This window comes from Mycobacterium sp., assembly GCF_052144515.1.
GTDB lineage: Bacteria > Actinomycetota > Actinomycetes > Mycobacteriales > Mycobacteriaceae > Mycobacterium.
Window position 1 is genome coordinate 24,084 of sequence record NZ_JBKQQD010000106.1, and the last position, 24,985, is coordinate 49,068.

Annotated in this window: 22 protein-coding genes and 2 pseudogenes; 11 read left to right on the forward strand and 13 right to left on the reverse strand. The window is 66.7% G+C overall.

Annotated elements, in window-relative coordinates:
• Positions 1-23 precede the first annotated feature (23 nt).
• Positions 24-716 (reverse strand): annotated as a pseudogene (locus ACLP9N_RS06135) (DNA-binding protein); the annotation flags it as partial.
• Positions 717-768: 52 nt separating this feature from the next.
• Between ACLP9N_RS06135 and ACLP9N_RS06140 the strand changes: the two are divergent.
• A complete protein-coding gene (locus ACLP9N_RS06140) occupies positions 769-1,089 on the forward strand; it encodes an SHOCT domain-containing protein (protein ID WP_442406552.1) in 321 nt (106 codons plus the stop codon).
• A gap of 5 nt (positions 1,090-1,094) precedes the next feature.
• Here ACLP9N_RS06140 and ACLP9N_RS06145 read toward each other — a convergent pair whose 3' ends face one another.
• The 3 genes from ACLP9N_RS06145 to ACLP9N_RS06155 all read right to left on the reverse strand — a co-directional run bounded on the left by ACLP9N_RS06145 (position 1,095) and on the right by ACLP9N_RS06155 (position 7,083).
• Positions 1,095-2,543, reverse strand: coding sequence for a lipase maturation factor family protein (locus tag ACLP9N_RS06145; protein ID WP_442406553.1), 1,449 nt, complete (start codon positions 2,541-2,543; stop codon positions 1,095-1,097).
• A 78-nt stretch (positions 2,544-2,621) separates the two neighbouring features.
• Positions 2,622-6,839: an alpha-(1->3)-arabinofuranosyltransferase gene (locus ACLP9N_RS06150; RefSeq protein WP_442406554.1), complete on the reverse strand. Its 4,218-nt coding sequence runs from the start codon at positions 6,837-6,839 to the stop codon at positions 2,622-2,624.
• A 70-nt stretch (positions 6,840-6,909) separates the two neighbouring features.
• Positions 6,910-7,083: a DUF2613 domain-containing protein gene (locus ACLP9N_RS06155; RefSeq protein WP_065443914.1), complete on the reverse strand. Its 174-nt coding sequence runs from the start codon at positions 7,081-7,083 to the stop codon at positions 6,910-6,912.
• 122 nt (positions 7,084-7,205) lie between these two features.
• Here ACLP9N_RS06155 and ACLP9N_RS06160 point away from each other — a divergent pair, with 122 nt between their 5' ends.
• The 5 genes from ACLP9N_RS06160 to ACLP9N_RS06180 all read left to right on the forward strand — a co-directional run bounded on the left by ACLP9N_RS06160 (position 7,206) and on the right by ACLP9N_RS06180 (position 11,337).
• Positions 7,206-8,354 (forward strand): glycoside hydrolase family 3 N-terminal domain-containing protein, encoded by a 1,149-nt coding sequence (locus ACLP9N_RS06160; protein WP_442406555.1) that lies wholly within the window; start codon positions 7,206-7,208, stop codon positions 8,352-8,354.
• A gap of 47 nt (positions 8,355-8,401) precedes the next feature.
• Positions 8,402-9,028 carry a TetR/AcrR family transcriptional regulator gene (locus ACLP9N_RS06165; RefSeq protein WP_442406556.1) on the forward strand — a complete coding sequence of 209 codons (627 nt, stop codon included), beginning with the start codon at positions 8,402-8,404 and terminating at the stop codon, positions 9,026-9,028.
• Between the two features lie 9 nt (positions 9,029-9,037).
• Positions 9,038-10,294, forward strand: coding sequence for a chloride channel protein (locus ACLP9N_RS06170; protein WP_442406557.1), 1,257 nt, complete (start codon positions 9,038-9,040; stop codon positions 10,292-10,294).
• A gap of 61 nt (positions 10,295-10,355) precedes the next feature.
• Positions 10,356-10,748, forward strand: a complete 393-nt coding sequence (locus ACLP9N_RS06175) for a helix-turn-helix domain-containing protein (protein WP_442406558.1) — start codon at positions 10,356-10,358, stop codon at positions 10,746-10,748.
• A 4-nt stretch (positions 10,749-10,752) separates the two neighbouring features.
• Positions 10,753-11,337, forward strand: a complete 585-nt coding sequence (locus ACLP9N_RS06180; RefSeq protein WP_442406559.1) for an RES family NAD+ phosphorylase — start codon at positions 10,753-10,755, stop codon at positions 11,335-11,337.
• Here the strand turns inward: ACLP9N_RS06180 and ACLP9N_RS06185 are convergent.
• Together ACLP9N_RS06185 and ACLP9N_RS06190 are read right to left on the reverse strand one after the other, a co-directional pair.
• On the reverse strand, positions 11,332-12,174 hold the full coding sequence (locus tag ACLP9N_RS06185) for a MaoC/PaaZ C-terminal domain-containing protein (RefSeq protein ID WP_442406560.1): 843 nt from the start codon (positions 12,172-12,174) through the stop codon (positions 11,332-11,334). The genes ACLP9N_RS06180 and ACLP9N_RS06185 overlap by 6 nt on opposite strands.
• A gap of 1 nt (position 12,175) precedes the next feature.
• Positions 12,176-13,540, reverse strand: a complete 1,365-nt coding sequence (locus ACLP9N_RS06190; RefSeq protein ID WP_442406561.1) for a 3-oxoacyl-ACP reductase — start codon at positions 13,538-13,540, stop codon at positions 12,176-12,178.
• A gap of 177 nt (positions 13,541-13,717) precedes the next feature.
• On the opposite strand from ACLP9N_RS06190, the gene ACLP9N_RS06195 reads away from it, so the two are divergent.
• Positions 13,718-15,019: an acetyl-CoA C-acetyltransferase gene (locus tag ACLP9N_RS06195; protein WP_442406562.1), complete on the forward strand. Its 1,302-nt coding sequence runs from the start codon at positions 13,718-13,720 to the stop codon at positions 15,017-15,019.
• 257 nt (positions 15,020-15,276) lie between these two features.
• On the opposite strand, the gene ACLP9N_RS06200 is transcribed toward ACLP9N_RS06195, so the two are convergent.
• Entirely contained in the window at positions 15,277-17,112 is a 1,836-nt protein-coding gene (locus ACLP9N_RS06200) for an acyl-CoA dehydrogenase (RefSeq protein WP_442406563.1), read from the reverse strand.
• A 201-nt stretch (positions 17,113-17,313) separates the two neighbouring features.
• On the opposite strand from ACLP9N_RS06200, the pseudogene ACLP9N_RS06205 reads away from it, so the two are divergent.
• Positions 17,314-18,315 (forward strand): annotated as a pseudogene (locus tag ACLP9N_RS06205) (isopenicillin N synthase family dioxygenase); the annotation flags it as partial.
• Positions 18,316-18,370: 55 nt separating this feature from the next.
• Positions 18,371-18,868: a flavin reductase family protein gene (locus ACLP9N_RS06210; RefSeq protein ID WP_442406564.1), complete on the forward strand. Its 498-nt coding sequence runs from the start codon at positions 18,371-18,373 to the stop codon at positions 18,866-18,868.
• Positions 18,869-19,005: 137 nt separating this feature from the next.
• On the opposite strand, the gene ACLP9N_RS06215 is transcribed toward ACLP9N_RS06210, so the two are convergent.
• From ACLP9N_RS06215 to ACLP9N_RS06230, 4 genes are all read right to left on the reverse strand, one after another.
• The gene (locus tag ACLP9N_RS06215; RefSeq protein WP_442406565.1) at positions 19,006-19,752 is read right to left on the reverse strand and encodes a succinate dehydrogenase/fumarate reductase iron-sulfur subunit; all 747 of its coding nucleotides are present in this window, start codon (positions 19,750-19,752) and stop codon (positions 19,006-19,008) included.
• The gene (locus ACLP9N_RS06220) at positions 19,752-21,680 is read right to left on the reverse strand and encodes a fumarate reductase/succinate dehydrogenase flavoprotein subunit (protein WP_442406566.1); all 1,929 of its coding nucleotides are present in this window, start codon (positions 21,678-21,680) and stop codon (positions 19,752-19,754) included. The genes ACLP9N_RS06215 and ACLP9N_RS06220 overlap by 1 nt, the downstream gene beginning before the upstream one ends.
• 43 nt (positions 21,681-21,723) lie before the next feature.
• Complete coding sequence (locus ACLP9N_RS06225; protein ID WP_442406567.1) at positions 21,724-22,551, reverse strand: hypothetical protein; 828 nt, start codon at positions 22,549-22,551, stop codon at positions 21,724-21,726.
• A gap of 90 nt (positions 22,552-22,641) precedes the next feature.
• Positions 22,642-22,941 (reverse strand): hypothetical protein, encoded by a 300-nt coding sequence (locus tag ACLP9N_RS06230; protein ID WP_442406568.1) that lies wholly within the window; start codon positions 22,939-22,941, stop codon positions 22,642-22,644.
• Positions 22,942-23,059: 118 nt separating this feature from the next.
• Between ACLP9N_RS06230 and ACLP9N_RS06235 the strand changes: the two genes are divergently transcribed.
• The gene (locus tag ACLP9N_RS06235; RefSeq protein WP_442406569.1) at positions 23,060-23,827 is read left to right on the forward strand and encodes an isocitrate lyase/PEP mutase family protein; all 768 of its coding nucleotides are present in this window, start codon (positions 23,060-23,062) and stop codon (positions 23,825-23,827) included.
• 1 nt (position 23,828) lies between these two features.
• Here ACLP9N_RS06235 and ACLP9N_RS06240 read toward each other — a convergent pair whose 3' ends face one another.
• On the reverse strand, positions 23,829-24,179 hold the full coding sequence (locus ACLP9N_RS06240; protein ID WP_442406570.1) for a winged helix-turn-helix transcriptional regulator: 351 nt from the start codon (positions 24,177-24,179) through the stop codon (positions 23,829-23,831).
• An 18-nt stretch (positions 24,180-24,197) separates the two neighbouring features.
• On the opposite strand from ACLP9N_RS06240, the gene ACLP9N_RS06245 reads away from it, so the two are divergent.
• Positions 24,198-24,356, forward strand: a complete 159-nt coding sequence (locus tag ACLP9N_RS06245) for a hypothetical protein (protein WP_442406571.1) — start codon at positions 24,198-24,200, stop codon at positions 24,354-24,356.
• Between the two features lie 57 nt (positions 24,357-24,413).
• Here the strand turns inward: ACLP9N_RS06245 and ACLP9N_RS06250 are convergent, their stop codons facing one another.
• Positions 24,414-24,854 (reverse strand): Hsp20/alpha crystallin family protein, encoded by a 441-nt coding sequence (locus ACLP9N_RS06250; protein ID WP_442406572.1) that lies wholly within the window; start codon positions 24,852-24,854, stop codon positions 24,414-24,416.
• Between the last annotated feature and the right edge of the window lie 131 nt (positions 24,855-24,985).

Below are 24,985 nucleotides of genomic sequence, written 5' to 3' on the forward strand. Positions count from 1 at the left end.
TCGCCCACGAGGCTGGTGATCGGTGCCTCCGTGTTGCCAACGACTTTCCCGTTCCGAGGCTCATGGCCGACTGGGGCAATTCGTGCGATCCGCGACTCGATGTCGTAGGGCACGATGATGGCGGTCGCACCCCGGATGCGGCTGACGGCGCGGGCCATCTTGTCCGCGGTGCGGTCGTGCAGTAGCCGGCCCAGCAGCGGCGAATAGGTTCGACGCGGCAAAAGCACGGTGACCATGGTGTTCGGATGATTGCTGAGCTCGCGCCAGACGAAATCGTGTGCGGCCTTACTCAGGTGACGATCCGGGCAGTTGATCACCTGCAACGGGGTGTCGTGTTCGAAGCGGTCCCAGCGCTCCCGCAGCGCCATGGCATGGTCAACGTCGATGACAAAGTGCACCGCGGTGAGCTCGTCGGCATGCATCCCATCGCCATGACGCAGGGCCTCGATCTCGGCGAGGTCAATCGAATCCACGAACACCAGCACCCGTAGTCGCGGATGCCGAGCCAGGTCGAGATGTTCGGTCTGCGCCATTTCCAGCACGGAAGCCTCGGCGCGGTATTTCTGGTTGAGCCGCATCAAGATCAGCACCAGCACCGGAAAGACGACAACAATCAGCCACGCGCCTTCGGTGAACTTGGCCACCACGAAGATCCCCACCACGACCGTCGACATGATCCCCGCCGACAAGTTGACCACCAGCTTGCGTCGCCAACCCCGCCCGATCGCGTTGGCGTTGCCGGCTGCCAGCATCGGCGCCGACGACGCGATGGCAACCGGTTTCGGAGGCACCTTTGGCGACATCGCGCTGGCCAGCACCGCCGCGTGGGCCGTGGGCGACACGTTTGGCGCCCGCGGTTGTGAGCCGGGCAAGGCGGCTGCGGCTGGGCGGCAGGCAATGAGGGCGGAAGGCGCACCGGTTACCGGTGAGGGCGCACCCGCGCAGAGCGACCCGCGCACTGTGGTGACGGGAGTCGCGGCCGAGATACGTGAATTCGCCCGACTGCGCGACGAGGGCCTGATCAGCGACGAGCAATTCATCGAGCAGAGGAATCGCCTGCTCGACATCTCTCCTCCAAGCCCAGGCTAATTACGTTAGCGGCCTTGATATTTCGTCGCGTTATGCAGCGTCATGGGCCGGACGTAACCGCCTACCAGCGTGCGACGCCACCATGCCCGGTCACGCCGCAGCTCGGCCGGGGTGGTGAAGCGGTACACATAGAGTTGCGCGCGCACATACCGGGCCGGCGATTCCGGAAAGGGATTGTGCGCCAACAGCCGCAGCGTCGGCGGATCATTGCGCAGCAGCCGCTGCAAAAACGGTGTCAGCCAGGGCTGCGCGTAGGCCGGCGAGATCGCCGCGAACCACATCAGCCAATCCAGCCGCAGGTGATAGGGCGCCCATTGTCTCGGTAGCCGCCGCACCGCACCCGGCTTGCCCTTGAATTCGTATTCCTTCCACAGCGTCTGCTTGGTGATCTCCGGCTCGTCGGTGCCCTCGATCACCACCTCCCTGCGGATGCGACCGATGCTGCCGAATGCTCCGTAAGTATTCGCCAGGTGAAAGGGGTTGAAGGACATGTTCATCCGCTGATGAGAGGAAAGCATGTTGCGCGCCGGCCAGTAGCTCAGGAACACCATCGCGGCCGTGAACGCGATCACCAGCGCGGTAAACCACGATGGCGGTCCCGGCAGCGCTGGCAGCGCACGGATCGGCAGCAGCGCCGCCACCGACCTGTCGTCGATCGCGCTGCACGCCAGGATGATCGTGACCCAATTGAGCCACGCGAAGTTGCCCGAGATCACCAGCCACAGCTGGGTGACGACGATGATCGCTGCGGCCACGCTCGCCACCGGCTGCGGAGCGAACAACCCGAACGGCACGACGAGCTGGGCAAAGTGGTTGCCCGCCACCTCAATTCGGTGTAGGGGCTTGGGCAGGTGATGGAAGAACCAACTGAACGGCCCCGGCATCGGCTGGGTTTCATGGTGGTAGAACAGGCACGTCAGATTGCGCCAGCACGGGTCGCCGCGCATCTTGATCAGCCCGGCACCGAACTCGACCCGGAACAGCAGCCATCGCGCCAGCCACAAGGTCAGCACCGGGGGAGCAGTGCGGTCATTGCCGAGGAAGATCGCCAAAAATCCCGTCTCCAGTAGCAGCGACTCCCAGCCGAACCCATACCAGGTCTGCCCGACGTTGACGATCGACAGATACAGCACCCACAACGTGAGCCACATCAACATCGCGGCCCACAACGGAACCAGGTCAGCCGCCCCGGCCACGACCGCCGCCGACAGCGCCGCCCCCGACCAGGACACGGTGGCGAACAGCCGATCGGAATAGCGCAGATGAAACAGGCTTGGGCTGCGCCAGAAGGACTGTCTGGCCAAATACCGTGGTACCGGCAGCATCCCGTCTTCGCCGATGAGTGCCCGGAACTGCCGCGCGGCGGCGACGAAGGCGATCAGGTAGAGGGCTGCCGCGCCACGCTCGAGCACCAGCCTGCCCAGCCAGTACTCGGGTGCCGAAAACCATCCCATGGCCGTAACTCCTCGGGCGCCGGCGAACACACCAACGCGCGTATCCAGTCAACCAGCCGGTAAACCCGTAGCCAACTACTAGTCACGAGCCAGCGGCTCGCAGCAAGGCATGCTCACCACCGACGCGGCCACCGCGGCGAGCGAAATCAGGGCCAGCAGTTGCACATTCGCGGAGTGGCCAGCGTAACCGTCGACGGATCGCCAGGGGTGCCGGGACAGTGCGGCTCCGGCCAAGATCAGCCCGCTGGCGCTCAGCCACACGGTGGCGCGGTCGCGCAATCGCTCCCGGCGGCGCAGCCCGTACCGCAGACCGAGGGCGGCGCCCGCCACCACGGCCCCGGCCGCGCCGGCGATCACCGCCCCGGCGGCCAATACCGCGACCGCGGCCACGGCCCCGGGCGCCCAGGGGTGTGCCGGTGCCTCGTCGGCGCGTGTGCGCCGGATACGCCAGAAAGCCAGCAAGGCCAACAGCGGCAGCAGCGCCAGGCCCAGCGCCAGACCCGCCCGGTACAGCGAGTTGGACGCGAAGGTCAGGGTGATGGTGCCGGGGTTGCCCGCGGGCACCACCCAGCCCTGCTGCCAGCCGTTGACGGCCACGGGCGTCAACCGCGCCCCAGTGCTGGTGCGCGCCACCCAGCCGGGGTTGATGCTTTCGGGAATGACCAGCACCCGGGGGGTGGCCGATGCGTAGGCACGTATCTCTCGGCGGCTCGCGTCCCATGCCCCCGTGGCCGCCGGAGCCACCGAGGGGCTACCGGCGGCGGCGCCGCCCGCGGTCGACAGCTGGGCTCCGTCCACGACGAACACCTCGCCGGGGCTGATGAGCAACTCCTGCTGCCCGGTCGGCAGCGCGATCGGGTCGCGGTCGCAGGCGACGGCGCGAACCGGTCCGCCGTCCAGCAGCGCGCCTGCCGTCGTTTGGATCGAGGTGTGCACAAACCGGCCGGCCACCGCGATCACCGGGCCGTGGTCGCAGTCGACGACGATCTCGCGCGACCGGTTGCGGGCGGCGTCGGCGGGTGCAATCGGCCTGCCGTCGGCGCCAAGCGCCGCGACATCGGCCAGCCCCGGCGGCTTGAGCTGGTCAAATCCCAGCGCGTTGCGGTCGATGACGTCTTGCCAGTCGAGCAGGCTGAGGGTGACGGTGTCGGTGACCCGGGGTTGCAGCGACAGCGTTTGTGGCTGGCCCACATCCAATTTCCGAACCTGCGGGCCGTCGCCGAGGTTGACGGCCACCAGCGTCGGGTGCGTGGGCAAGCTCGACCGGCTGGGGAGCAGGCGCAGCCCGGCGACCTCGGTCGGCCGCGGCAGGGTGAGGGTGAGCGTCGGCGGGGTCTTGTGTTGCACCACCCGCTGCGGTGCCGTCCATGCGGTGGCCGGGTCGCCGTCGGTGGCCGCATATGCCGAGCCGAGGATGTCGATCCCGTCGGAATCGCCGTGGGCCTGAGTGGTATCCGGCTCGGCGATCAGGTCGGCCAGCTTGGGACCCTGCCGCGGTCGCACCCACAGCGTCGGGGTCACCGACATCGGACTCGGAACGGTCAGCGTGCGGCTGAAATTGACCGGCTCTTCGGGCGCGAGCGCCATCGACGCCGCGCAGCGCATGCCGTCGGGTGCCGGGGCGCAGCCCGGCCTGCCGAGCAGCTCCGACCCCAGGTCCCAACCTCCGACCGCCGAGCCAGGTGGTGGCCCGGGAACCCGGACGGTGTGCCGCAGAGTGAGCGGGTGGGCGAATCCGGACGCGTCGTACTGAGTGATCGTCAGGTCGGTGATGCCGAACTGCACGCCGGCCGACCCGTCGTCGGTGGCCGCGGCGGTGAGTCGCACCCACGGGGTTTCCCCGTAGGGCAGCGCCACGGTGAGCGGCTTGCCGGCCTCGTCGAAGCGCAGGGTGGTGCTGCCGGTGGCGGTCTCGATCTCGATGCGGCGGACCTGGGCGCCGACGGCGGTCGCACTGGGCGTGACCGTCATGACGGCGTTGCTCACCGGGTGGTCGAAATCCACCTGCAGCCACTGCCCGACGGCGGCCTGCAGCGCGTTGGACACCCACGCGGTTGCCGGGTCGCCGTCGATCGCGGCGGTGGGGGAGGTGGCCGGCGCGACGTCGGGCATGGCGGTGGCATCCGACGATGAGCTCGACACCGTGATGCGGCCGCCGGTCCACCCGCCGAAAACCGTGTCGGTGCCTCCGACCGGGTAATCCGGCACCCGGTTGTAGGTACGCCGGGCGTCTCCGGCCGCCCGGATCGCCGACGAGTGTTGGTCCACCCGGCCGTAGTCCGTCTCGCGCGCCACCGGGGTGTCGGTGACGGTGACCCCGGTCCCACTGGGCATCGGCAGCCCGGCGCTCCGGGCATCGGCGTTCATCAACACCGGACCCAACGCCGGCTGGCCCAGTAGCCGGCGTCGCTCGTCGAGGCGCAGCAGTACTTCGGGCCCGCCGTCGATACGCGGCAACCCGTCGATATCGGCGAAGTAAGGCGCACCGGGATCGCTGGCAACTGTGACTCGGTAGATCTCCACGGCGGGATAGCGCGGGCGCAGCCCGCTGTCGGCGACGAAGCCCGCCAGGGTGCCGGGGCCCACCGGCGCACCGAACTGCGCCACCTGCTGCAGCCCTGGTGACCCCGCGATGGCGCGGTGCACCAGGATCGGGCGCGCCGACCGCGATGTCTCGGGGTCTAGGTCGTTGCGCAGCACCACGTACGAAATGCCTTGGCGGGCAAGGGTATCGGCCAGGCCAACCGAAGGGCGCCCGGCCGCGAACAGGCGTTGCACCGAATCCAGCGCGCGGATCGTCTGCGGCGGTGTCAGTGGGATGGAGTCGCGGACTCCCCACGGGCTGCTGCCGAGCACCTGCAGCGGCTCGTCGTGGCTGGTGCCCCACACCTGGGTGGCGAACGGCGCGCCCGGGACCACCAGGACGCGTTCGCCAGTGGGTGTTCCGGTCTTAGCGGCATTGTGCTCGCTGAGCCAGTCGGCGGCCTCGTGCCAGTACTGAGGTATCGCGCCGAACGCGCCCGGCGGGGTGAGCCGGCCCGTCCAGGCCAACGAGGTGCTGACCATCAGCGCGGTCAGCACGACAATTCCGGCCGCCATCCGCCTGTCGCGTTCGGGATGCGCGAAAACGCCGAGCCACAACTGCACCGGCGCACTACCGGGAAGCGGTATCCGGCCCAGCACTTGCGCCAAGCCGAGTACCAGCGGGATCCGGATCACCGATCCCAGCTTGTGCACGTTGCGCAGGGGTGCGCCGCCGGCGTCCAGGAACGCCTGTATCTGGTGGGCCAGCGGCGAGCCCAGCCCGCCACTGTAGCCGGCGGCCATCAAGACCACCCCGATAAGCAGCATCGTCACCAGCCGCCCCCGCGCCGGCATATCGCGACTGGCCAGGCCGGCCAGTCCGGCCGCCGCGACCAGGCAGGTGGCCAGAATGGCGACCGATCCGGTGACCAGCGGAGCGCCCGCGGTGGCGGTCGGTGCCACGAACGGGGTCCAGCTGTCGGTGCCGCGCAGCATCTCGACCAGCGACGACCACTGCGTCGTCACACCGGAGGATTCGATGAAGTCCAAGAAGGGGGGGCTGACGTTGCGCAGCAGAACCAGCGCCACCACCCACCACAGGATCGCCAGGGCGACGGTCAGCAGCGACCACGCCGTGTAGCGCCACCACGACCGGTTCGGCCGGTGGCAGGCCCACCAGATCACGGCGGGCAGGCAACCGGCCAGCGTCGCGATGGCGTTGACCGCGCCCATCAGCGCGACCGCCAGCCCGGCCTGCGCGGCGAGGACGCGCACCGATCGGCCAGCAGTACCGCGCAGGGCAAGGATCGTGGGCAGCAGCACCCACGGCGCCAGCATCATCGGCAAGGTTTCCGACGAGATCGAGCCGAGCGTGGTCAGCACCCGGGGCGACAGCGCGAACGCCGCCGCGCCGATCACGCGCGACGACGGGCTGCCGATGCCCAGCGCCTCGGCGACCCGCAGCAGACCCCAGAAGCCAACCGTCAACAGCAGCGCCCACCACAACCGCTGGGTGATCCACCCGGGCACTCCCAGCAGGTGGCCGATCAAAAAGAACGCGCCGTGCGGAAACAGGTAGCCGTAGGCCTGATTCTGCGCCTGGCCGAACGGCAGCTCGCTGTTCCACAGGTTGGTCGCCCGCGCCAGGAAGCGCAGCGGGTTCGCGGTGAGGTCGAGTTTGGTGTCGGGGGAGATCTGTCCCGGGGATTGCGCGAACGTCAACGCCAGCGCGACCGCTCCGACCAACAGCAGCCACCTGCGGGACAGCGGCACGGCCGGCGAGTCCGGTTCCGCAGGCTTAGCCTGCGCTGCCCGAGCCGCCCGAGCCGTCCTGGCCGCCGGGCTAGCTACGGTTCCCGTACTCAACCCTGTTGAGCACCGACGACTGCGGATCGCCGCCCGGAAGGGGCGGCTTGGTGTCCTGCTGCACCATCAGCGTGATCCCGAAGATGGCGGCCGCGCCCAGCAGCAGCCCAACCACCACGCTCGCGGCGGCGGGCGCAATGATCCGGTTCATCGATCGGCTCCTCGGGGCTTGCGGTCGCAACAGCCAACCTAGCAGGCCCGGCTATGGCCGGAGCTCTTAGCGGGGCGGCCCCGGATCCGCAAGCCGGGATCGGGCCGTGACACCATGGCCCGATGGCTTTTCCGCGTACCCTGGCTGTGCTTGCCGCCGTGTCGGCGCTGCTGATGGCCTGCAGCCACACCGGCCCGAAGCCTTCGGCCACACCGTCAAGCAAGGTCACCACGCCGACGGCCGCGCCTCCGACGCCGAACTGCGGTGACCCGACCACGTTGCCGCCGCGCGACAAACTGGCTCAACTGCTGATGGTCGGCATAAAGAACGCCGACGACGCCCGAGCCGTCGTCGCCAACCATCACGTCGGCGGTATCTTCATCGGGAGCTGGACCGACATGTCGATTTTCGACGGCCCGCTGGCCGACATCGCGGCCAACCCCGGACCGTTGCCTCTGGCGGTCAGCGTCGACGAAGAAGGCGGACGGGTCTCGCGGTTGAAGTCGAGGATCGGCACGGCGCCGTCGCCCCGGCAGCTGGTCCAGAGCCAAACCCCCGTCGAGCAGGTCCACGACCTGGCGCTGCAGCGCGGTCAGGCGATGAAAAAGCTGGGCATCACCATCGACTTCGCCCCGGTGGTCGACGTCACGGACGCCCCGGACGACACCGTGATCGGCAACCGGTCGTTCAGCTCTGATCCACAGACGGTCACCGCCTACGCCGGGGCGTTCGCCCAAGGCCTGCGCGACGCCGGGGTGCTGCCGGTGCTCAAGCATTTCCCCGGCCACGGCCATGGCTCCGGCGATTCACACACCGGTCGGGTGACCGCGCCGCCGCTGAGCCAGCTGCAGGGCAACGACCTGGTGCCCTACCGGACGTTGGTCACGCAAACCCCGGTCGGCGTGATGGTGGGTCACCTGCAGGTTCCCGGTTTGACCGGTGACGACCCGGCCAGCCTGAGCAAGGCCGCGGTGGACCTGCTGCGCGACGGCATCGGCTACGGCGGCCCACCCTTCGACGGCCCCGTGTTCAGCGACGACCTGTCCAGCATGGTCGCGATCTCGAGCAAATACGGCGTATCCGACGCGGTGCTGCGCGCCTTGCAGGCCGGTACCGACGTCGCCCTGTGGGTCACCACCGACGAGGTGCCCGCGGTCCTGGACCGGCTGGAAAAGGCGCTGGCAGCAGGCGAATTGAAGATGCCGGATATCGACGCTTCGGTGAAGCGAGTGGCCGCGATGAAGGGCCACAGCCCGAAGTGCGGGCCCTAGTGCTTACTCTTAGGTAGAGATAGAGGGGTCATAGAGGGGTAGGCGAAATGGCAGGTGGTACCAAGCGACTGCCGCGTGCTGTCCGTGAGCAGCAGATGCTGGATGCCGCCGTGCAGATGTTCTCGGTCAACGGCTACCACGAGACCTCGATGGACGCCATCGCCGCCGAAGCGCAGATCTCCAAGCCGATGCTGTACCTGTATTACGGCTCCAAGGAGGATCTGTTCGGCGCCTGCCTGGACCGTGAGATGAGCCGGTTCATCGAAGCGGTGCGCGCCGACATCGACTTCAACCGGAGCCCAAAGGACTTGCTGCGCAACACCATCGGGTCGTTCTTGCGCTACATCGACACCAACCGGGCGTCGTGGATCGTGATGTACACCCAGGCCACCAGCTCGCAGGCGTTCGCCCACAAGGTGCGTGAGGGACGCGAGCAGATCATCGACCTGGTGGCCGGGCTGCTGCGGTCCGGCACCCGCAACCCGCGAGCCGACGCCGAGATCGAGACGACGGCCGTGGCCCTGGTGGGTGCGGGCGAGGCGATAGCCAACCGGCTGTCCACCGGCGACACCGAAGTCGACGAGGCGGCCGAACTGATGATCGACCTGTTCTGGCGCGGCCTGAAAGGCTCGCCGGCGGATCGGGATCTCGGCCAGAACGTCGTAGCGGGCTAGATTTGTCGGGTGCCCTGGTCCCGGCCGCGCCCGAATCTGGACTTCTTTTGCGCGGTCGTCATCGTCGGAGTGCTGGCCGGGGTCGCCGGATTATCGACAACGTTCGTGCTGCGCTTCGTTCAGCACGTCACGTATCACTACACCTTCGGCACGCTGCTGCAAGGGATCACCGGCAGCAGTCCGGTACGCCGCGCCCTGGGACCGATGGTCGGGGGCGCGTTGGCCGGGCTCGGATGGTGGATCCTGCGGCGCAGAGCCGAGGTGCGGCCGCTCGAGGGGACCATCACCCGAGGTGACCGGGTACCTCGGCTGTCGTGGAGCATCGATGCGGTGCTACAGGTGCTGCTCGTCGGCTCCGGTGCATCCCTCGGTCGGGAAGGTGCCCCTCGTCAATTTGCCGCAGCCCTAAGCGATTTATGCATCGGATGGCTGAGGCGGCTGTCACCCCGGGACCGCCAGATCCTGCTGGCATGCGCGGCCGGAGCCGGGCTCGGCGCGGTCTACGCCGTTCCGCTCGCGGGCGCCCTCTTCTCGGTGCGCATCATCCTGAAAACCTGGCATCCGCGCGCACTGGGCGCGGCGCTGATCAGCTCCAGCCTGGCCGTCGCGATCGGCTCGGCGATCACCCACGACCATTCGAGCCTGGACTGGCCCAGTGCGCATTCGTCGTTTCAATTGACCGGGCGGGCAGTGGTGTTGGCGCCGCTGACGCTGGTGGTCGGCCTGGCGTTCAACCGGCTCATGGGGGCGGCGCGCCCCGCCCGCACGATGAGGTCCTGGGTGCTCGTTCCCGCGCTTGCCGGCGCGGGGCTGGTGATGGGTGTTTGCTCGCACTGGTGGCCCGAGCTGCCCGGCAACGGCAGGAGCATCCTGACGGTCGCCCTCGCCTCCGAAAAAATGGGAATGACGTTGTCGTCGGCGGCCGCGATTCTGGCATTGAAGCCGCTGCTCACCGCGCTCTTCCTGCGCGCCGGCGGCGCAGGGGGGATGCTCACGCCGTCGTTGGCCACCGGTGCTGCGGCCGGTTCGCTGCTCGTGCTGACCATAAACTGGGCGGCCGGGACAAACTTTCAGCTACCGGCAACCTCGTTGGCCGGTGCGGCCGGAGTGCTCGCGGTCACCCAGGGTTCACCGATCTGGGCCGCAATCTTCGTCTGGGAGCTGGCCCATCCGCCGTTTTGGCTGTTCGGAGTTTTCCTGGTCACCGCGACCGGAGCGCACGGCCTGAAGGTACTCACCGGGTTAGCATCCAATACGCAGCATTAGGCGCAACTTATTAAGCACTAGCTATGTAGCATAATGAGTAGGTGACCAGAAAGATGCGCGCATGACCCATGCCCGAACCGCACGCGCCAAAAAGCAGCGACCGGCCCGGCACGCAGATGACGGCGCTTCGCTCACCTTCGTGCGTGTTGTCGACGACGTGACGAGGGCGGGGATCACGCAAGTCGAGTTGGCACGAGCTGTTGGGTCCGGGCCACGTGCCGTGCAGAACTGGGCCAGTGGACACAACGCCCCACGCGGTGAGGCCGTTAAGCGCCTACTCGATGTCCGCACCGTGATCACGTTGCTCAGCGACTCCTATACCGACGAGGGCATCGATATCTGGCTTCACTCACGCAACCGCAACCTCGACATGCAGCGACCGATCGACCTGATTGTCGGCGGTGAGATCGACAAGGTAATTGACGAGGCCAAGTGGGTCGCCGGCGGCATGTAGCTCGATGGACTCTCTGCCGGCACGATTGTCCCGAGCCTCACCTGTCAAAGTCGTCGGCACCTGGCAACGCCACCTACCCGCGCGTTTTGCGGGAACCGCTCTACAGGGACGGTCAGCAGTGGGCAGGTGGGGTACCGCGGGCGGCTATCCCGTCCTCTACCTCGGCAAGCCCACCGACTCGGTTGTCGTCGAGGCCTACCGTCACCTGATTGATCCCGTCGTCGCCAGCGGCGGCGCGGTACCGCCCATCAGGCCGAGAGTCTTGATCACCTGCGAAGTGTCGGTAACAAACATCCTCGACCTCCGTTCAGCGGCCACCCTTGCGCTCAGCGGGTTGACCTTGAAGCAACTGCAATCCGATACGTCCGACAAAGCTGCTTACGCAGCCTGCCAGAGCGTCTCCGCGGCAGCTCACCAGCTCGAATTCCATGGCCTGATGGCCCCTGCGGCTACCAAACTGGGTGAAACGCTTGTGTTGTTCACTGATCTCTTCCCGCCGGATGAACACCCAGTGGGCACGGCCGAAGAGCTGTGGGTCCTGCTGCCGCCTGATCCTCGAAACCCGCCGCAGAAAAAACGATCTTCATAGCGCGCGCACCGTGCCGGTCAGGTGCGGGTAACCCTTGGCGATGTTGCGCAACGCGAGTTCCCAGCCGTCAGCACCCTCGTCGACGTAAAGCCCCGCGGTGGCGGGCAACACCACCGGCTTGGCGAAACGCACCGAATATTGCACGGCATCCGGAATTTTCGCCTCGATGTTGGCCAACACCGCTGCGGCACTGAACATCCCGTGCGCGATGACGGTGGGGAACCCGAAAAGCTTGGCGGCGACGGGATTGGTGTGGATCGGGTTGTGGTCGCCGCCGACGGCGGCGTAGCGGCGGATTCGGCTGGGCGTGATCCGCAGCACCGCGCTGGGCGGGGGAAGCTTGGGCTGCTTCTGTGGCGGCGGCTTGGGCTCGTCGGACAGGCTGGTGCGTTGCTGATGCAGGAAGGTCGTCACCTGGTGCCACGCGACGTCGTTGCCGACACTGACGTCGGTCACCAGGTCGACCAGTAGGCCCTTGCGGTGTTCACGCAGGTTTTCCGCATGCACCCGCACGCCGACCGTGTCGGTGGCCGCGATCGGCCGGTACTGCGTGATGTGGTTCTCGGTGTGCACGGATCCCATTGCGGCGAAAGGAAAGTCGAACCCGGTCACCAGGGACATCATCGTGGGAAAGGTCAGCGCAAACGGGTAGGTCAGCGGCACGTTGTTGCCGTAACGCAGACCGGTGACCGCCGCGTACGCGGCGACGTTGGCGTGGTCGATCGGCAATTCCTCGACGCGCACCGTGCGGGTGGGCAACTGGTTTCCGCGGGGCACGACCGGCAACGCCCCGGCAGCGGCGCGCAGCATGTTTCTCAGGCCGCTTGGCTGGTTCATCTTACGCCCCCAGCATGGCCTGGCCGCAGACGCGAATGACGTTGCCGGTCACCGCGTTTGACGCCGGGCTGGCGAAGTACGCGATGGTCTCGGCGACGTCTACGGGCTGACCGCCCTGCAACAGCGAGTTGAGTCGTCGGCCCACTTCGCGGGTGGCCAGCGGGATCGCGGCCGTCATCTGGGTTTCGATGAACCCCGGGGCGACGGCGTTGATCGTGACGCCTTTTTCGGCCAGTTGCGGTGCCAGCGCCTGGGTGAGGCCGATCATCCCGGCCTTGGTGGTGGCGTAGTTGGTCTGCCCGCGGTTGCCCGCGATGCCGGCCATCGACGACAGCCCGATTACCCGGCCACCCTCGCCGATGCTGCCGTTGCTGATCAGCCCCTCGGTAAGCCGAAGGGGGGCAAGGAGATTGACGGCCAACACGGCGTCCCAGCGGGCGTCGTCCATATTGGCCAACAGCTTGTCCCTGGTGATACCCGCGTTGTTGACCAGGATGTCGGCGTGCCCGGCGTAATGGTCGCGCAGATGCTCGGTGATCTTGTCGACGGCATCGCCGGCGGTGACGTCGAGCCACAGCGCGGTGCCACCGACGCGGCTGGCGGTCTCGGCCAGGGACTCGGCGGCGGATTCCACGTCGATCGCGACGACGCGGGCCCCGTCGCGGGCAAACACCTCGGCGATCGTCGCGCCGATACCGCGGGCCGCGCCGGTCACGATGGCGACCTTGGCGTCCAACGGGCGGTCCCAGTCGGCCGGGGGCGTGGAGTCGGCTGCCCCCACAAAGAAAACCTGGCCGTCGACGTAGGCCGACTTGGCCGACAGGATGAACCGCAGGGTGGATTCCAGGCCCGTCGCGGCCGGTTTGGCGTCCGGCGCCAGGTACACCAGCGCCACCGTGGCGCCGCGGCGCAGCTCCTTGCCCAGCGAGCGGGTGAAACCCTCGAGCGCGCGCTGAGCGATCCGCTCGTCGGTGCCGGCCGCGGCTTCCGGGGTGGTGCCGACGACCACCACGCGCGCGCAGTGGCCGAGGTTGCGCAGCACGGGTCTGAAGAACTCGTACAGCTGCTTCAGCCCGGCCGGCGTCGTGATACCCGTCGCGTCGAAGACCAGCCCGCCGAACGAGTCGGCCCACCGGCCGCCCAGGTTGTTGCCCACCACGTCGTAGTCCGTGTCGAGCGCCGCCCGCAGCGGCTCGACCACCCGGCCCTCCCCGCCGATCAACAACGATCCCGCCAGCGGCCGGTCACCCGGCCGATAACGGCGGAGGGGCTCCGGTTGCGGAACACCGAGTTGCTTGGCCACAAACGAACCGGGGCCGGAGTTGACGACCTGCGAGAACAGGTCGGACGAGCCTTTGGGAGCCACTGCGCTACCTTCCGTGTCGGGCTTGCCGTATGGGGGCGGTATAGGGCCAACCGTATCTCGGACGAACCCAGACGAACTTACTTGAGAGTAAGAACAGTGAGTAGTATGGCCCCGAGGGCCGATACCCAAACTGCTAGCACCGACGCATAAAGACACAGAGATACACGGAGACACATGGTGGCCTCGACAACCGAGAAGCGACGCGTCGCCGTCCTAGGCGGCAATCGCATTCCTTTCGCACGATCAGACCGCGCCTATGCCGAGGCGTCCAATCAGGACATGTTCACCGCGGCGCTGGGCGGGCTCATAGACCGGTTCGGGCTGGCCGGCGAACAATTGGGTGTGGTGGTCGGCGGCGCGGTGCTCAAGCACAGCCGCGACTTCAACCTGATGCGCGAATGCGTGCTGGGGTCGCAGCTATCCCCCTATACACCGGCGTTCGACCTGCAGCAGGCCTGCGGCACCGGCCTGCATGCCGCGATCGCCGCGGCCGACGGTATCGGCGCCGGGCGCTACGAGGTGGCGGCCGCCGGCGGCGTGGACACCACCTCGGATGCGCCGATCGGCCTGGGCGACGACCTGCGCCGCAACCTGCTGAAACTGCGGCGATCCAAGTCCAACGTGGAACGGCTCAAGCTGGTGGGGACGCTGCCCGCCAACCTCGGCATCGCGATCCCGGCCAACAGCGAGCCGCGCACCGGCCTATCGATGGGCGAGCACGCCGCCATCACCGCCAAGCAGATGGGAATCAGGCGCGTCGATCAGGACGAACTGGCCGTCGCCAGCCACCGCAACATGGCCGACGCCTACGATCGGGGCTTTTTTGACGATTTGGTCACACCTTTTCTAGGGCTGTACCGCGATGACAACCTGCGGCCCGATGCCAGCGTCGAAAAGCTGGCCGGGCTGCGTCCGGTTTTCGGGGTGAAGGCCGGCGACGCGACGATGACGGCGGGCAATTCGACTCCGCTGACCGACGGCGCGTCGGTCGCTTTGCTGGCCACCGAGCAGTGGGCATCCGAACACGCACTGGCCCCGCTGGCCTACTTCGTGGATGCCGAAACCGCGGCCGTGGACTACGTCAACGGCAACGACGGCCTGCTGATGGCCCCCACCTACGCGGTACCCCGGCTGCTGGCCCGAAATGGGTTGAGCCTGCAGGACTTCGACTTCTATGAAATCCACGAGGCGTTCGCCTCGGTGGTGCTGGCGCATCTGCAGGCCTGGGAGTCAGACGAGTACTGCAAGGGGCGGCTGGGCCTGGACGCCGCGCTGGGGCCGATCGATCGGTCCAGGCTCAACGTCAACGGTTCGTCATTAGCCGCCGGCCACCCCTTCGCGGCCACCGGCGGGCGGATCCTCGCGCAGGCCGCCAAGCAGCTCGCCGAGAAGAAGGCGGAGAAGAACGCGCCGGTTCGCGCGCTGATTTCGATCTGTGCCGCGGGCGGGCAGGGTGTCGCCGCGATTCTGGAAACGTGATGCTCCAGATTTTTTCCGCCGCGTGGTTTGTGGCCCGGGCAAGTGGGTATTTGACGGATAGCCCCGTGTTGTGGTCTGACCCCCGACCCCGACGACAATACGGGGCATCCCTACAAGCGAGCGCCGGTCAGCGCAGACGGGCGTGCGAAATGGGCCGCCGCTGGAGTGAGGGGATCCAGCGGCGGTCTTTTCTGTGCAGACACAAGATCCCCCGCCTCGAGGCGGGGGATCTTGTTTGCGATCTTCTAGAAAGCGGCTTAGAAAGCAGCTTCGTCGAGCTCCATGATGTCGTTGTCCAGCGTCTCGATCACCTCGCGGGTGCTGGCCAACAGCGGCAGGAAGTTCTTCGCGAAGAAGGACGCGACCGCGACCTTGCCCTCGTAGAACGACCGGTCGTCACCGGTGGCGCCGGCATCGAGCGCGGCCACGGCCACCGCGGCCTGTTGCTGCAACAACCAGCCGATGATCAGGTCACCGACGCTCATCAGGAAGCGCACCGAACCCAGGCCCGCCTTGTAGAGGCTGGTGACAGTCTGCTGTGCGTCCATGAGGTAGCCGGTCATCGTGGCCGCCATCGCCTGCACGTCGGCCAGCGCCTTGCCCAGCTGCTCGCGTTCGGTCTTGAGCCGGCCGTTGCCGGACTCGCTGTCGACGAACTTCTGGATCTCGCCCGACACGTAGGCCAGCGCCTGTCCCTTGTCGCGGACGATCTTGCGGAAGAAGAAGTCCTGCGCCTGGATGGCGGTGGTGCCTTCGTAGAGCGAGTCGATCTTGGCGTCCCGGATGTACTGCTCGATCGGGTAGTCCTGCAGGAAGCCCGAGCCGCCGAACGTCTGCAGGCTCTCGGTGAGCTTCGCGTAGGCCTGCTCGGAGCCCGCGCCCTTGACCACCGGCAGCATCAGGTCGTTGATCCTGACGGCCAGGTCGGCGTCGACGCCGTGCAGTGCCTCGGCAACCGCCGCGTCCTGGAAGGTTGCGGTGTAGAGGTACAGGGCGCGCAGACCCTCGGCGTAAGCCTTCTGGGTCATCAGCGAGCGGCGCACGTCGGGGTGGTGCGTGATGGTCACCCGGGGTGCGGTCTTGTCGGTCATCTGGGTCAGGTCGGCGCCCTGTACCCGGGACTTGGCGTATTCCAGGGCGTTCAGGTAGCCGGTCGACAGCGTGGCGATCGCCTTGGTGCCGACCATCATGCGGGCCATCTCGATGACCTCGAACATCTGCGCGATGCCATTGTGCACCTCGCCGACCAGCCAGCCCTTGGCAGGCACGCCGTGCTGGCCCAACGACAGTTCACACGTGGCCGAGACCTTCAGGCCCATCTTGTGCTCGACGTTGGTCACGAAGACGCCGTTACGCTCGCCGGGCTCGCCGGTTTCGAAGTCGAACAAGAACTTGGGCACGATGAACAGCGAAAGTCCCTTGGTACCGGGGCCGGCACCCTCGGGGCGGGCCAGCACCAGGTGGACGATGTTCTCGAACAGGTCGCCGGAGTCGCCGGAGGTGATGAACCGCTTGACGCCGTCAATGTTCCAGGAGCCGTCGTCCTGCTGGACCGCCTTGGTGCGGCCGGCGCCGACGTCGGAGCCGGCGTCCGGCTCGGTCAGCACCATCGTCGCGCCCCAACCGCGCTCAGCGCACAGCACGGCCCACTTCTTCTGCTCCTCGGTACCGAGGTGGTAGATGACGTTGGCGAAGCCTGCGCCGCCCGCGTACATCCACGCTGCGGGGTTGGCGCCGAGGACGTGCTCGTGCAGCGCCCACTGCAGCGCCTTGGGCATCGGTATGCCGCCCAGCGCCTCGTCGACGCCGGCCTTGTCCCAGCCGGCCTCGGTCAATGCGTGGACCGATTTCTTGAACGACTCCGGCAGCGTCACCGAGTGGGTCTTCGGGTCGAACACCGGTGGGTTGCGGTCGCCGTCGACGAACGACTCGGCGACCGGTCCTTCGGCCAGCCGGCTCATCTCCGTCAGCATTTCGTGGGCGGTGTCGACGTCCAGGTCGCTGTACTCGCCTTGGCCTAATGCTTTGTCAACGCCCAACACCTCAAACAGGTTGAATACCTGGTCGCGAACGTTGCTCTTGTAGTGGCTCACTACATTCCTCCTCGTCGAGAATGCCACTTGTGGTTGGGTACTAGGGCTAAGTTACCCACCAGTAACAGGCTTAACCTATACCCACCAGAAACTTGAACGCAACACAATGTGAGCTAAATTCCATTAGCTAACTAACCAACCGGTTGGCCTGGGGTTTTCCCGGCGCGGGCAGCCCGCTTCACCTGCGACGATGATGGTTCAATGATGAGTGTGGGCGACGTCACGGCACTCCCGGTGGTGGACCTGCGGGCACCGGCGGGCCAATTGCGCGACAACCTTCGCGAGGCGGCCCACGGGATGGGCTTCTTCTATCTGGCTGGTCATGGGGTCCCGGCGGCGCTGTCCGGCCGGGTGCTCGAGGCGGCGCGTGGGCTCTTCGCGCTACCCCCGGCGGACAAGGACGCCATCGCGATGGTGCGCAGTCCGCATTTCCGTGGATACACCCGGTTGGGTGGTGAGCTGACCCGCGGCGAGGTGGACTGGCGCGAGCAGATCGACATCGGACCGCAGCGCCCGCCGATCGGCGGGCCCGGCAAGCCCGATTACCTGTGGCTGCAGGGCCCCAACCAATGGCCGGCCGCGCTGCCGGAGTTGCCCGGGATCATCGACGAATGGGACGCCGCGCTGTCCCGGGTGGCCCGCACCCTGCTCCGGCACTGGGCAGCCTCCTTGGGCAGCCCGCCCGAGGTCTTCGACTCCGCCTTCGCCGGAACACCCGCCACGCTGATCAAGGTGATCCGCTACCCTTCCCGCGCGGCCACCGCACAAGGCGTGGGCGCGCACAAAGATTCCGGGGTGCTCACCCTGCTGCTGGCCGAGCCCGGCGCTCGGGGCCTGCAGGTGCGGCGCCCCGGCTCCCGGGAATGGGTGGATGTCCCGGCACGGGACGGGAGGTTCGTCGTCAACATCGGTGAACTGCTCGAAGTCGCGACGAGCGGTTACCTGCGCGCCACCGAGCACCGGGTGAACCTGCGGTCCACTGGGTGCGCTGGGTCCGCGGGGGCCGAGCGCATCTCGATCGCGTACTTCTTCAACCCGCGGCTTGACGCGCAGGTACCGATGCTGTCGCTGCCGGCCGAGCTGGCTGCCCGCGCCGAATTGCGTCCGGATCCGTCGGATCCGATCTACTCTGTCTACGGCCGCAACGCCTGGAAGAGCCGGTTGCGCGCTCACCCGGATGTCGCGGCGGCTCACGGGTACGCGCCCGGTAGGCTCGTCCGCGAGAATTCCGTTCCCGGCCTGAGGGGAATGAAGTCCGGTGAACTCGAACAGCAACCTGACGCCGACGTCACTGCGTGAGGCCTTTGGCCACTTCCCGTCCGGGGTGGTGGCCATCGCGGCCGAGGTCAATGGCGTGCGTGAAGGCCTGGCGGCCAGCACCTTCGTGCCCGTCTCGCTGGACCCTCCGCTGGTGTCGTTTTGCGTCCAGAACGTTTCGACGACGTGGCCCAAGCTCAAGGGCCTGCCGATGCTCGGCATCAGCGTGCTGGGCGAGGCGCATGACGAGGCCGCGCGCACCCTGGCCGCCAAGACCGGGGACCGGTTCGCCGGTTTGGAGACGGTGTCGCGCGAGAGCGGCGCGGTCTTCGTCAAGGGCACCGGCCTGTGGCTGGAAAGCGCGATCGAGCAACTTATTCCGGCCGGCGATCACACCATCGTGGTCCTGAGGGTCAGCGAGGTGACCGTGGACGCCGCGATAGTGCCCATCGTGTTCCACCGCAGCGAGTTCCGCCGGCTCGTCAACGGCGGTTGCTGAGTTCGTCCCGATAGCCCTGGATGCGCTGCGCGAGTTCGGCGCGGACGGACAACTCTCGGATCGCGGTTCGATGTCGTTGATGCTGGTTGTTTCTCGCATCAGCATCGGGTACCCGGTGCGACCCCGGCCTAACGGGCTTAACGCCGGAACAGCTTGTTACCCAGCCACACGACTGGATCGTATTTGCGGTCGGCAACCCGCTCTTTCATCGGGATCAGCGCGTTGTCGGTGATCTTGATGTTCTCCGGGCATACCTCGGTGCAGCATTTGGTGATGTTGCAGTAGCCCAGCCCGAACTCTTCCTGCGCCTGGTTGCGCCGGTCGCGCGTGTCGAGTGGGTGCATTTCCAGTTCGGCGACCCGCATCAGGAATCGTGGCCCGGCGAACGCCTTCTTGTTTTCCTCGTGGTCGCGGACCACGTGACAGACGTTTTGGCACAGGAAGCACTCGATGCACTTGCGGAACTCCTGGGAGCGCGCAACGTCGACCTGCGCCATCCGGTATTCCCCAGGCTGCAGATCCTTGGGTGGTGCGAAAGACGGGATCTCGCGCGCCTTCTCGTAGTTGAACGAGACGTCGGTGACCAGGTCGCGAATCACCGGGAACGTCCGCAGCGGCGTGACCGTGACGACCTCGTCCTCGGCGAACGTCGACATCCGGGTCATGCACATCAGCCGCGGCTTGCCGTTGATCTCTGCCGAGCAGGATCCGCACTTGCCCGCTTTGCAGTTCCACCGCACCGCGAGGTCGGGCGTCTGGGTCTGCTGCAGACGGTGAATGACGTCGAGCACCACCTCACCCTCGTTGACCTCGACGGTGAAGTCCTGCAGCGCACCGCTGGTGTCGTCGCCGCGCCACACCCGCAAGCTTGCGTTGTAGCCCATTAGCTCTCCGTCCTTGGGGTCCGTCCTGGGTGGTCGGCCAGCTCTTCGTCGGTGTAGTACTTCTCCAGCTCGGAGATCTCGAAGAGCTCCAGCAAGTCGGCCCGCATCGGTATCTGTGGCTGGCGGGTGACGATGATGCGGGAATCGCTGGTGTCGCCGTACCCGACACGGCACACCAGCAAGGTGTTGCGCCAATTGGCGTCCATGCCGGGATGGTCGTCGCGGGTGTGACCGCCGCGGCTTTCGGTGCGTTCCAGCGCGGCCTTGGCCACGCACTCGCTGACCAGCAGCATGTTGCGCAGGTCGATGGCCAGGTTCCAGCCCGGGTTGTATTGGCGATGGCCCTCGACCTGCACGTTCTGGTAGCGCTTCCAGAGGCCGTCCAAGTGGGCCAACGCCTTGGTGATCTCGTCCTCTTTGCGGATGATGCCGACCAGGTCGTTCATCGCCTGCTGCAAGTCGATGTGCAGTGTGTACGGATTTTCTGGGGCCGAGCCGTCTGTCGGCCCGTCGAACGGCTTGAGTGCCACCTTTGCCGCCGCGTCGACGGCCTCGGCCGAGACCGCCGGCCGGCTGCCCAGCGCCCGCACGTAGTCCGCGGCTCCCAGGCCGGCCCTCCGGCCGAACACCAACAGGTCCGACAGCGAGTTGCCGCCCAGCCGGTTGGAGCCGTGCATGCCGCCGGAACACTCGCCGGCGGCGAACAGCCCGGGGACCGTGGCCGCGCCGGTGTCGGCGTCGACCTCGACGCCGCCCATCACGTAGTGGCAGGTGGGCCCGACTTCCATTGGCTGCTTGGTGATGTCGACCTCCGCCAGCTCCATGAACTGGTGGTACATCGACGGCAGCCGTCGCTTGATCTCCTCGGGGGTCAACCGCGACGCGATGTCGAGGTAGACGCCGCCGTGCGGGGTGCCGCGGCCGGCCTTGACCTCCGAGTTGATCGCGCGCGCCACCTCATCGCGGGGCAGCAGGTCCGGGGTGCGACGGGCCGAGTCATTGTCCTTGAGCCACTGGTCCGCCTCTTGCTCGGTCTCGGCGTACTGGCCTTTGAACACCGGCGGGATGTAGCCGAACATGAACCGCGTGCCATCGGAGTTCTTCAGCACTCCGCCGTCACCGCGGACACCTTCGGTGACCAGGATCCCTTTCACACTCGGCGGCCACACCATGCCCGTCGGGTGGAACTGGACGAACTCCATGTTGATCAGCGTCGCGCCGGCCCGCAGCGCGAGCGCGTGCCCGTCGCCGGTGTACTCCCACGAATTCGAGGTCACCTTGAACGACTTGCCGATCCCGCCGGTGGCCAGCACCACCGCGGGGGCCTCGAACACAATGAACCGGCCGCTCTCGCGCCAGTAGCCGAAGGCTCCGGCAATCGCGCCCTGCTCTTTGAGCAGCTCGGTGATCGTGCATTCGGCGTACACCTTGATCCGCGCCTCATAGTCACCGACTTCGGCGTAATCCTCCTGCTGCAGCGACACGATCTTCTGCTGCATGGTGCGGATCAACTCCAGGCCGGTGCGGTCACCGACGTGCGCCAGCCGCGGGTAGGTGTGCCCGCCGAAGTTGCGCTGGCTTATCTTGCCGTCCTTGGTGCGGTCGAAGAGCGCACCGTAGGTCTCCAGCTCCCAGACCCGGTCCGGTGCCTCCTTGGCGTGCAACTCGGCCATCCGCCAGTTGTTCAGGAACTTCCCACCGCGCATCGTATCGCCGAAGTGGGTCTGCCAGTTGTCTTTCGGGTTGGTGTTGCCCATCGACGCCGCACAGCCACCCTCGGCCATCACCGTGTGGGCCTTGCCGAACAGGGATTTGCACACCACCGCGACCTTGAGGCCGCGTTCGCGGGCCTCGATGACCGCACGCAACCCCGCGCCGCCGGCACCGATGACGACGACGTCGTAGGAGTGCCGTTCGACCTCAGTCATTAAAACCTCGCTAAGCTATTCCTGGTAATCCGTGAAGGGCGTATCAGCCAACAAATCTCAGGTCCGGGATGGCACCACTGGCCACCAGCGCGATGTAGAAGTCGGTGAGCATCAGCGTGCCGAGTGTGATCCACGCGAACAGCTTGTGCCGCGTGTTGATCTTGCTGACCTGGGTCCAGATCCAATACCGCACAGGGTGTTTGGAGAAATGCTTGAGCCGCCCGCCGGTCACGTGCCGGCATGAATGGCAGGACAGCGTGTAGACCCACAGCATGATGACGTTGCCGACCAGGATCACGTTGCCCAACCCGAAGCCGAATCCGCCCGGTCCGTCCTCGGAATGGAACGCGACGATCGCATCGTAGGTATTGATCACCGAGATGATGCCAGCGATGTAGAAGAAGTAACGGTGGCTGTTCTGGATGATCAGCGGGAACCTAGTCTCGCCGGTGTAGTGGACGCGGGGCTCGGCCACCGCGCAGGCGGTGGGCGACTGCCACACCGTGCGGTAGTAGGCGCCGCGGTAGTAGTAACAGGTCAGCCGGAACAGCAGCAGAAACGGCAGCGACAGAGCCGCGTAGGGCAGCCACCACACATCCGGCAGGATCTGCGGCCAGAAGTCGCTGGCCTGACCGCAAGCCTTGCTGACGCACGGCGAGTAGAACGGCGTCAGGTAGTGGTACTTCGGGACGAAGAAGTAACCCTGCTGCAACCCGCGCGCCGTCGCATAGATAAGGAATGCGGCGAAGCCCAGGTCGACCCTCAACGGCGACATCCACCACCGGTCGGTGCGAAGCGTATTTCGCGCTATTCGTGCGCGGGTGGGTGAAAAGACGCCGGAGTCAGCACGGCTCGCCGTGGGTGCGCTCATCTAGTGTTCCTCTTCGAACGGGCTGTCTGGACGAAGGGTACACAGAGAGAACCCCCAATTTCTCGGGGGGCTGGGGTTGTCAGCAGGTTGTCAGTACCTGCTGTGACCTCCGACACCCTCGTCGTCGACATCGCGCCAGAAGTCGCGGTCGTAGTCGGCGTCGGGAATGGTGATCTTTTCGCCCTGCTGCTGCACGGTGGCGCGATCCAAATCCAATTCGGAAACGTCGGTATCGAGCAATTCGATGTCGCTGAGGATCCGATCGGCGTCGATGACGATGCGCCGCATCGCCGGGCTGTCGCCGTAGCGTGCCTTCAGCGCGGCCACACACCGCCGCAGGCCGCCGATGAGATCGTGCAGTTCGGTCAGTTCAGTAGCGGGGGCTGACAACTTCGATCTCCTCGGGGACGGTGGCATGGATCACAGTACGCCCCGATACTATCCACTGCGCGGACTTGATGTGCGCTAGACCGGATCGCCATTAGGAACCATAGGAAGCGGATCCCTTATGCCAGCTGGGTCGGGTCGAACCACGGCGCAGCGAGCTTTGACGCTGCTGGAACTGCATCAGCCGGGCAATCCGGTGATCTTGCCGACCGTGTGGGACGCGTGGTCGGCACGCCTTGCCACGGATGCCGGCTTTGCTGCTCTCACCGTGGGTAGCCATCCGCTGGCGGATTCGATCGGTAAACCCGACGGCGAGGGCATGTCGTTCGACGACGTGCTCGCCCGGGTCGCCCAGATCACCGCCGCGGTAGACGTCCCGGTATCGGTGGACATCGAATCGGGCTACGGGCTGCCGGCGGCCCGGCTGATCGAGGGCTTGCTCAGCGTGGGCGCTGTCGGGCTCAACATCGAGGACACCGTGCATTGCGACGGCAAGCGGCTGCGGTCTGCCGGTGAACACGCGGAACTGGTGGGAGCGCTGCGGTCGGCCGCCGATGCGGCCGGGGTCCATGTGGTGGTCAACGCCCGCACGGATCTCTTCCTGCGCTCCGATGGTGACGAATCCGACCGGATCGATCGGGTCGTGGCACGGCTGACCGAGGCCGCCGCGGCCGGCGCCGACGTGCTCTATCCGGTGGGCCGCCACGACCCGGAAACATTGCGCCGCTTGGCCAGCGAGTTGCCGCTGCCGGTCAACGCGATCGCGCTGCCCGGCCAGGACGACCCGGCATCGTTTGGCGCGTTGGGCGTCGGCCGGATCAGCTTCGGTCCCTTTTTCCAAGCCGCGTTGGCCTTGCGTGCCAAGGAAATCCTGGCCCGCTGGAGCTGAGCTAGACCGGATCCAGCATCCGATGTGGCCCTCGGAGCGGGCGGCTGACGGGATCGTCGCGACCCGGATCGCTTGGATCGCGGGGACGGCGCGGCGGGTGCGCAACGAGATCGGAGACGTCGGGGACCTGCCCGCACCGCTGACAGACGCGATCGTGCCCGACGAGGCCGTCGCACTCCGCGTGCCGGTAGGTCCGTCTGGTGGCTTTCTCCAGATAGTTCTCGTTGCCCCAGTTGATCATCGACCAGATCAGCGGCCACAGCTGCTTGCCCTTGCCGGTCAATTGATACTCGCCCGCGTCCTTTGTCAGCACGCTCTGTTCCACCAGGAACGCCAGCCGGTCGGCCAGCACCGCTTTGGGAATGCCCAGGTGACTGTGGAAGTCGCTGAATCGTCGTACCCCGTCAGTGCCGCGTTCGGCAGTCTTGGCATCGCGGAGGTCACCAAGGTGGGCGAAAGCCTGGACCGCAAAGTGGCAAACCTGTTGCGGGTCATCGGAGTTGACGCCGATCAGGCTTTCGGGGCCTGAGCCGCGAAAAGTCCGGCGGGGCCGATGAACCCCGCCGGATCGATTTTTCGCCGCGAGTTACTTGGTGATCGCGATCTTTTGCGCCTGAGTTCCGGCATACGCGCCGGTGACCCTTACCGTCAGCACGCCGGCGTCGTAGGAAGCCGTGATGGCCTCGCTGGTGACGTGGGCGGGCAGCTGGAACGACCGGCTGAACGATCCGTAGCGGATCTCCCGCAGGGTGCTGCCCTGGTTCTCCTCGGAGTGCTCGTCGCGGTGTTCGCCGTGGATAACCAGGCGACCCTTGTCCACCTCGACGTTCACGTCCTTCTCTACGTCGACGCCGGGCAGCTCCAGGCGGACCACCGCGTCGTCACCGTCCTTGACGATGTCTGCGGCCGGACGGAATCCGCTGCTCACAGGCCCGTTCCAGTCCGCTGCGGCAGCGGGGCCGAAAAAGTCGCGTAACCACCGGTCGGTGTCCCAGGCCGGGCGCGACCACAATGCAAGGTTGCTCATGGCTTCTCCTTCTGATTCCTTGAACTATGTTGTGAGTTTGCTGTGGCCGGCGCCTTGTCGGCCGGCTATCACTACCAACTTGAGTCGTCCACGCTTAAGTTCCACCTCGGCGTTCGCCCGGAGCGAACGCA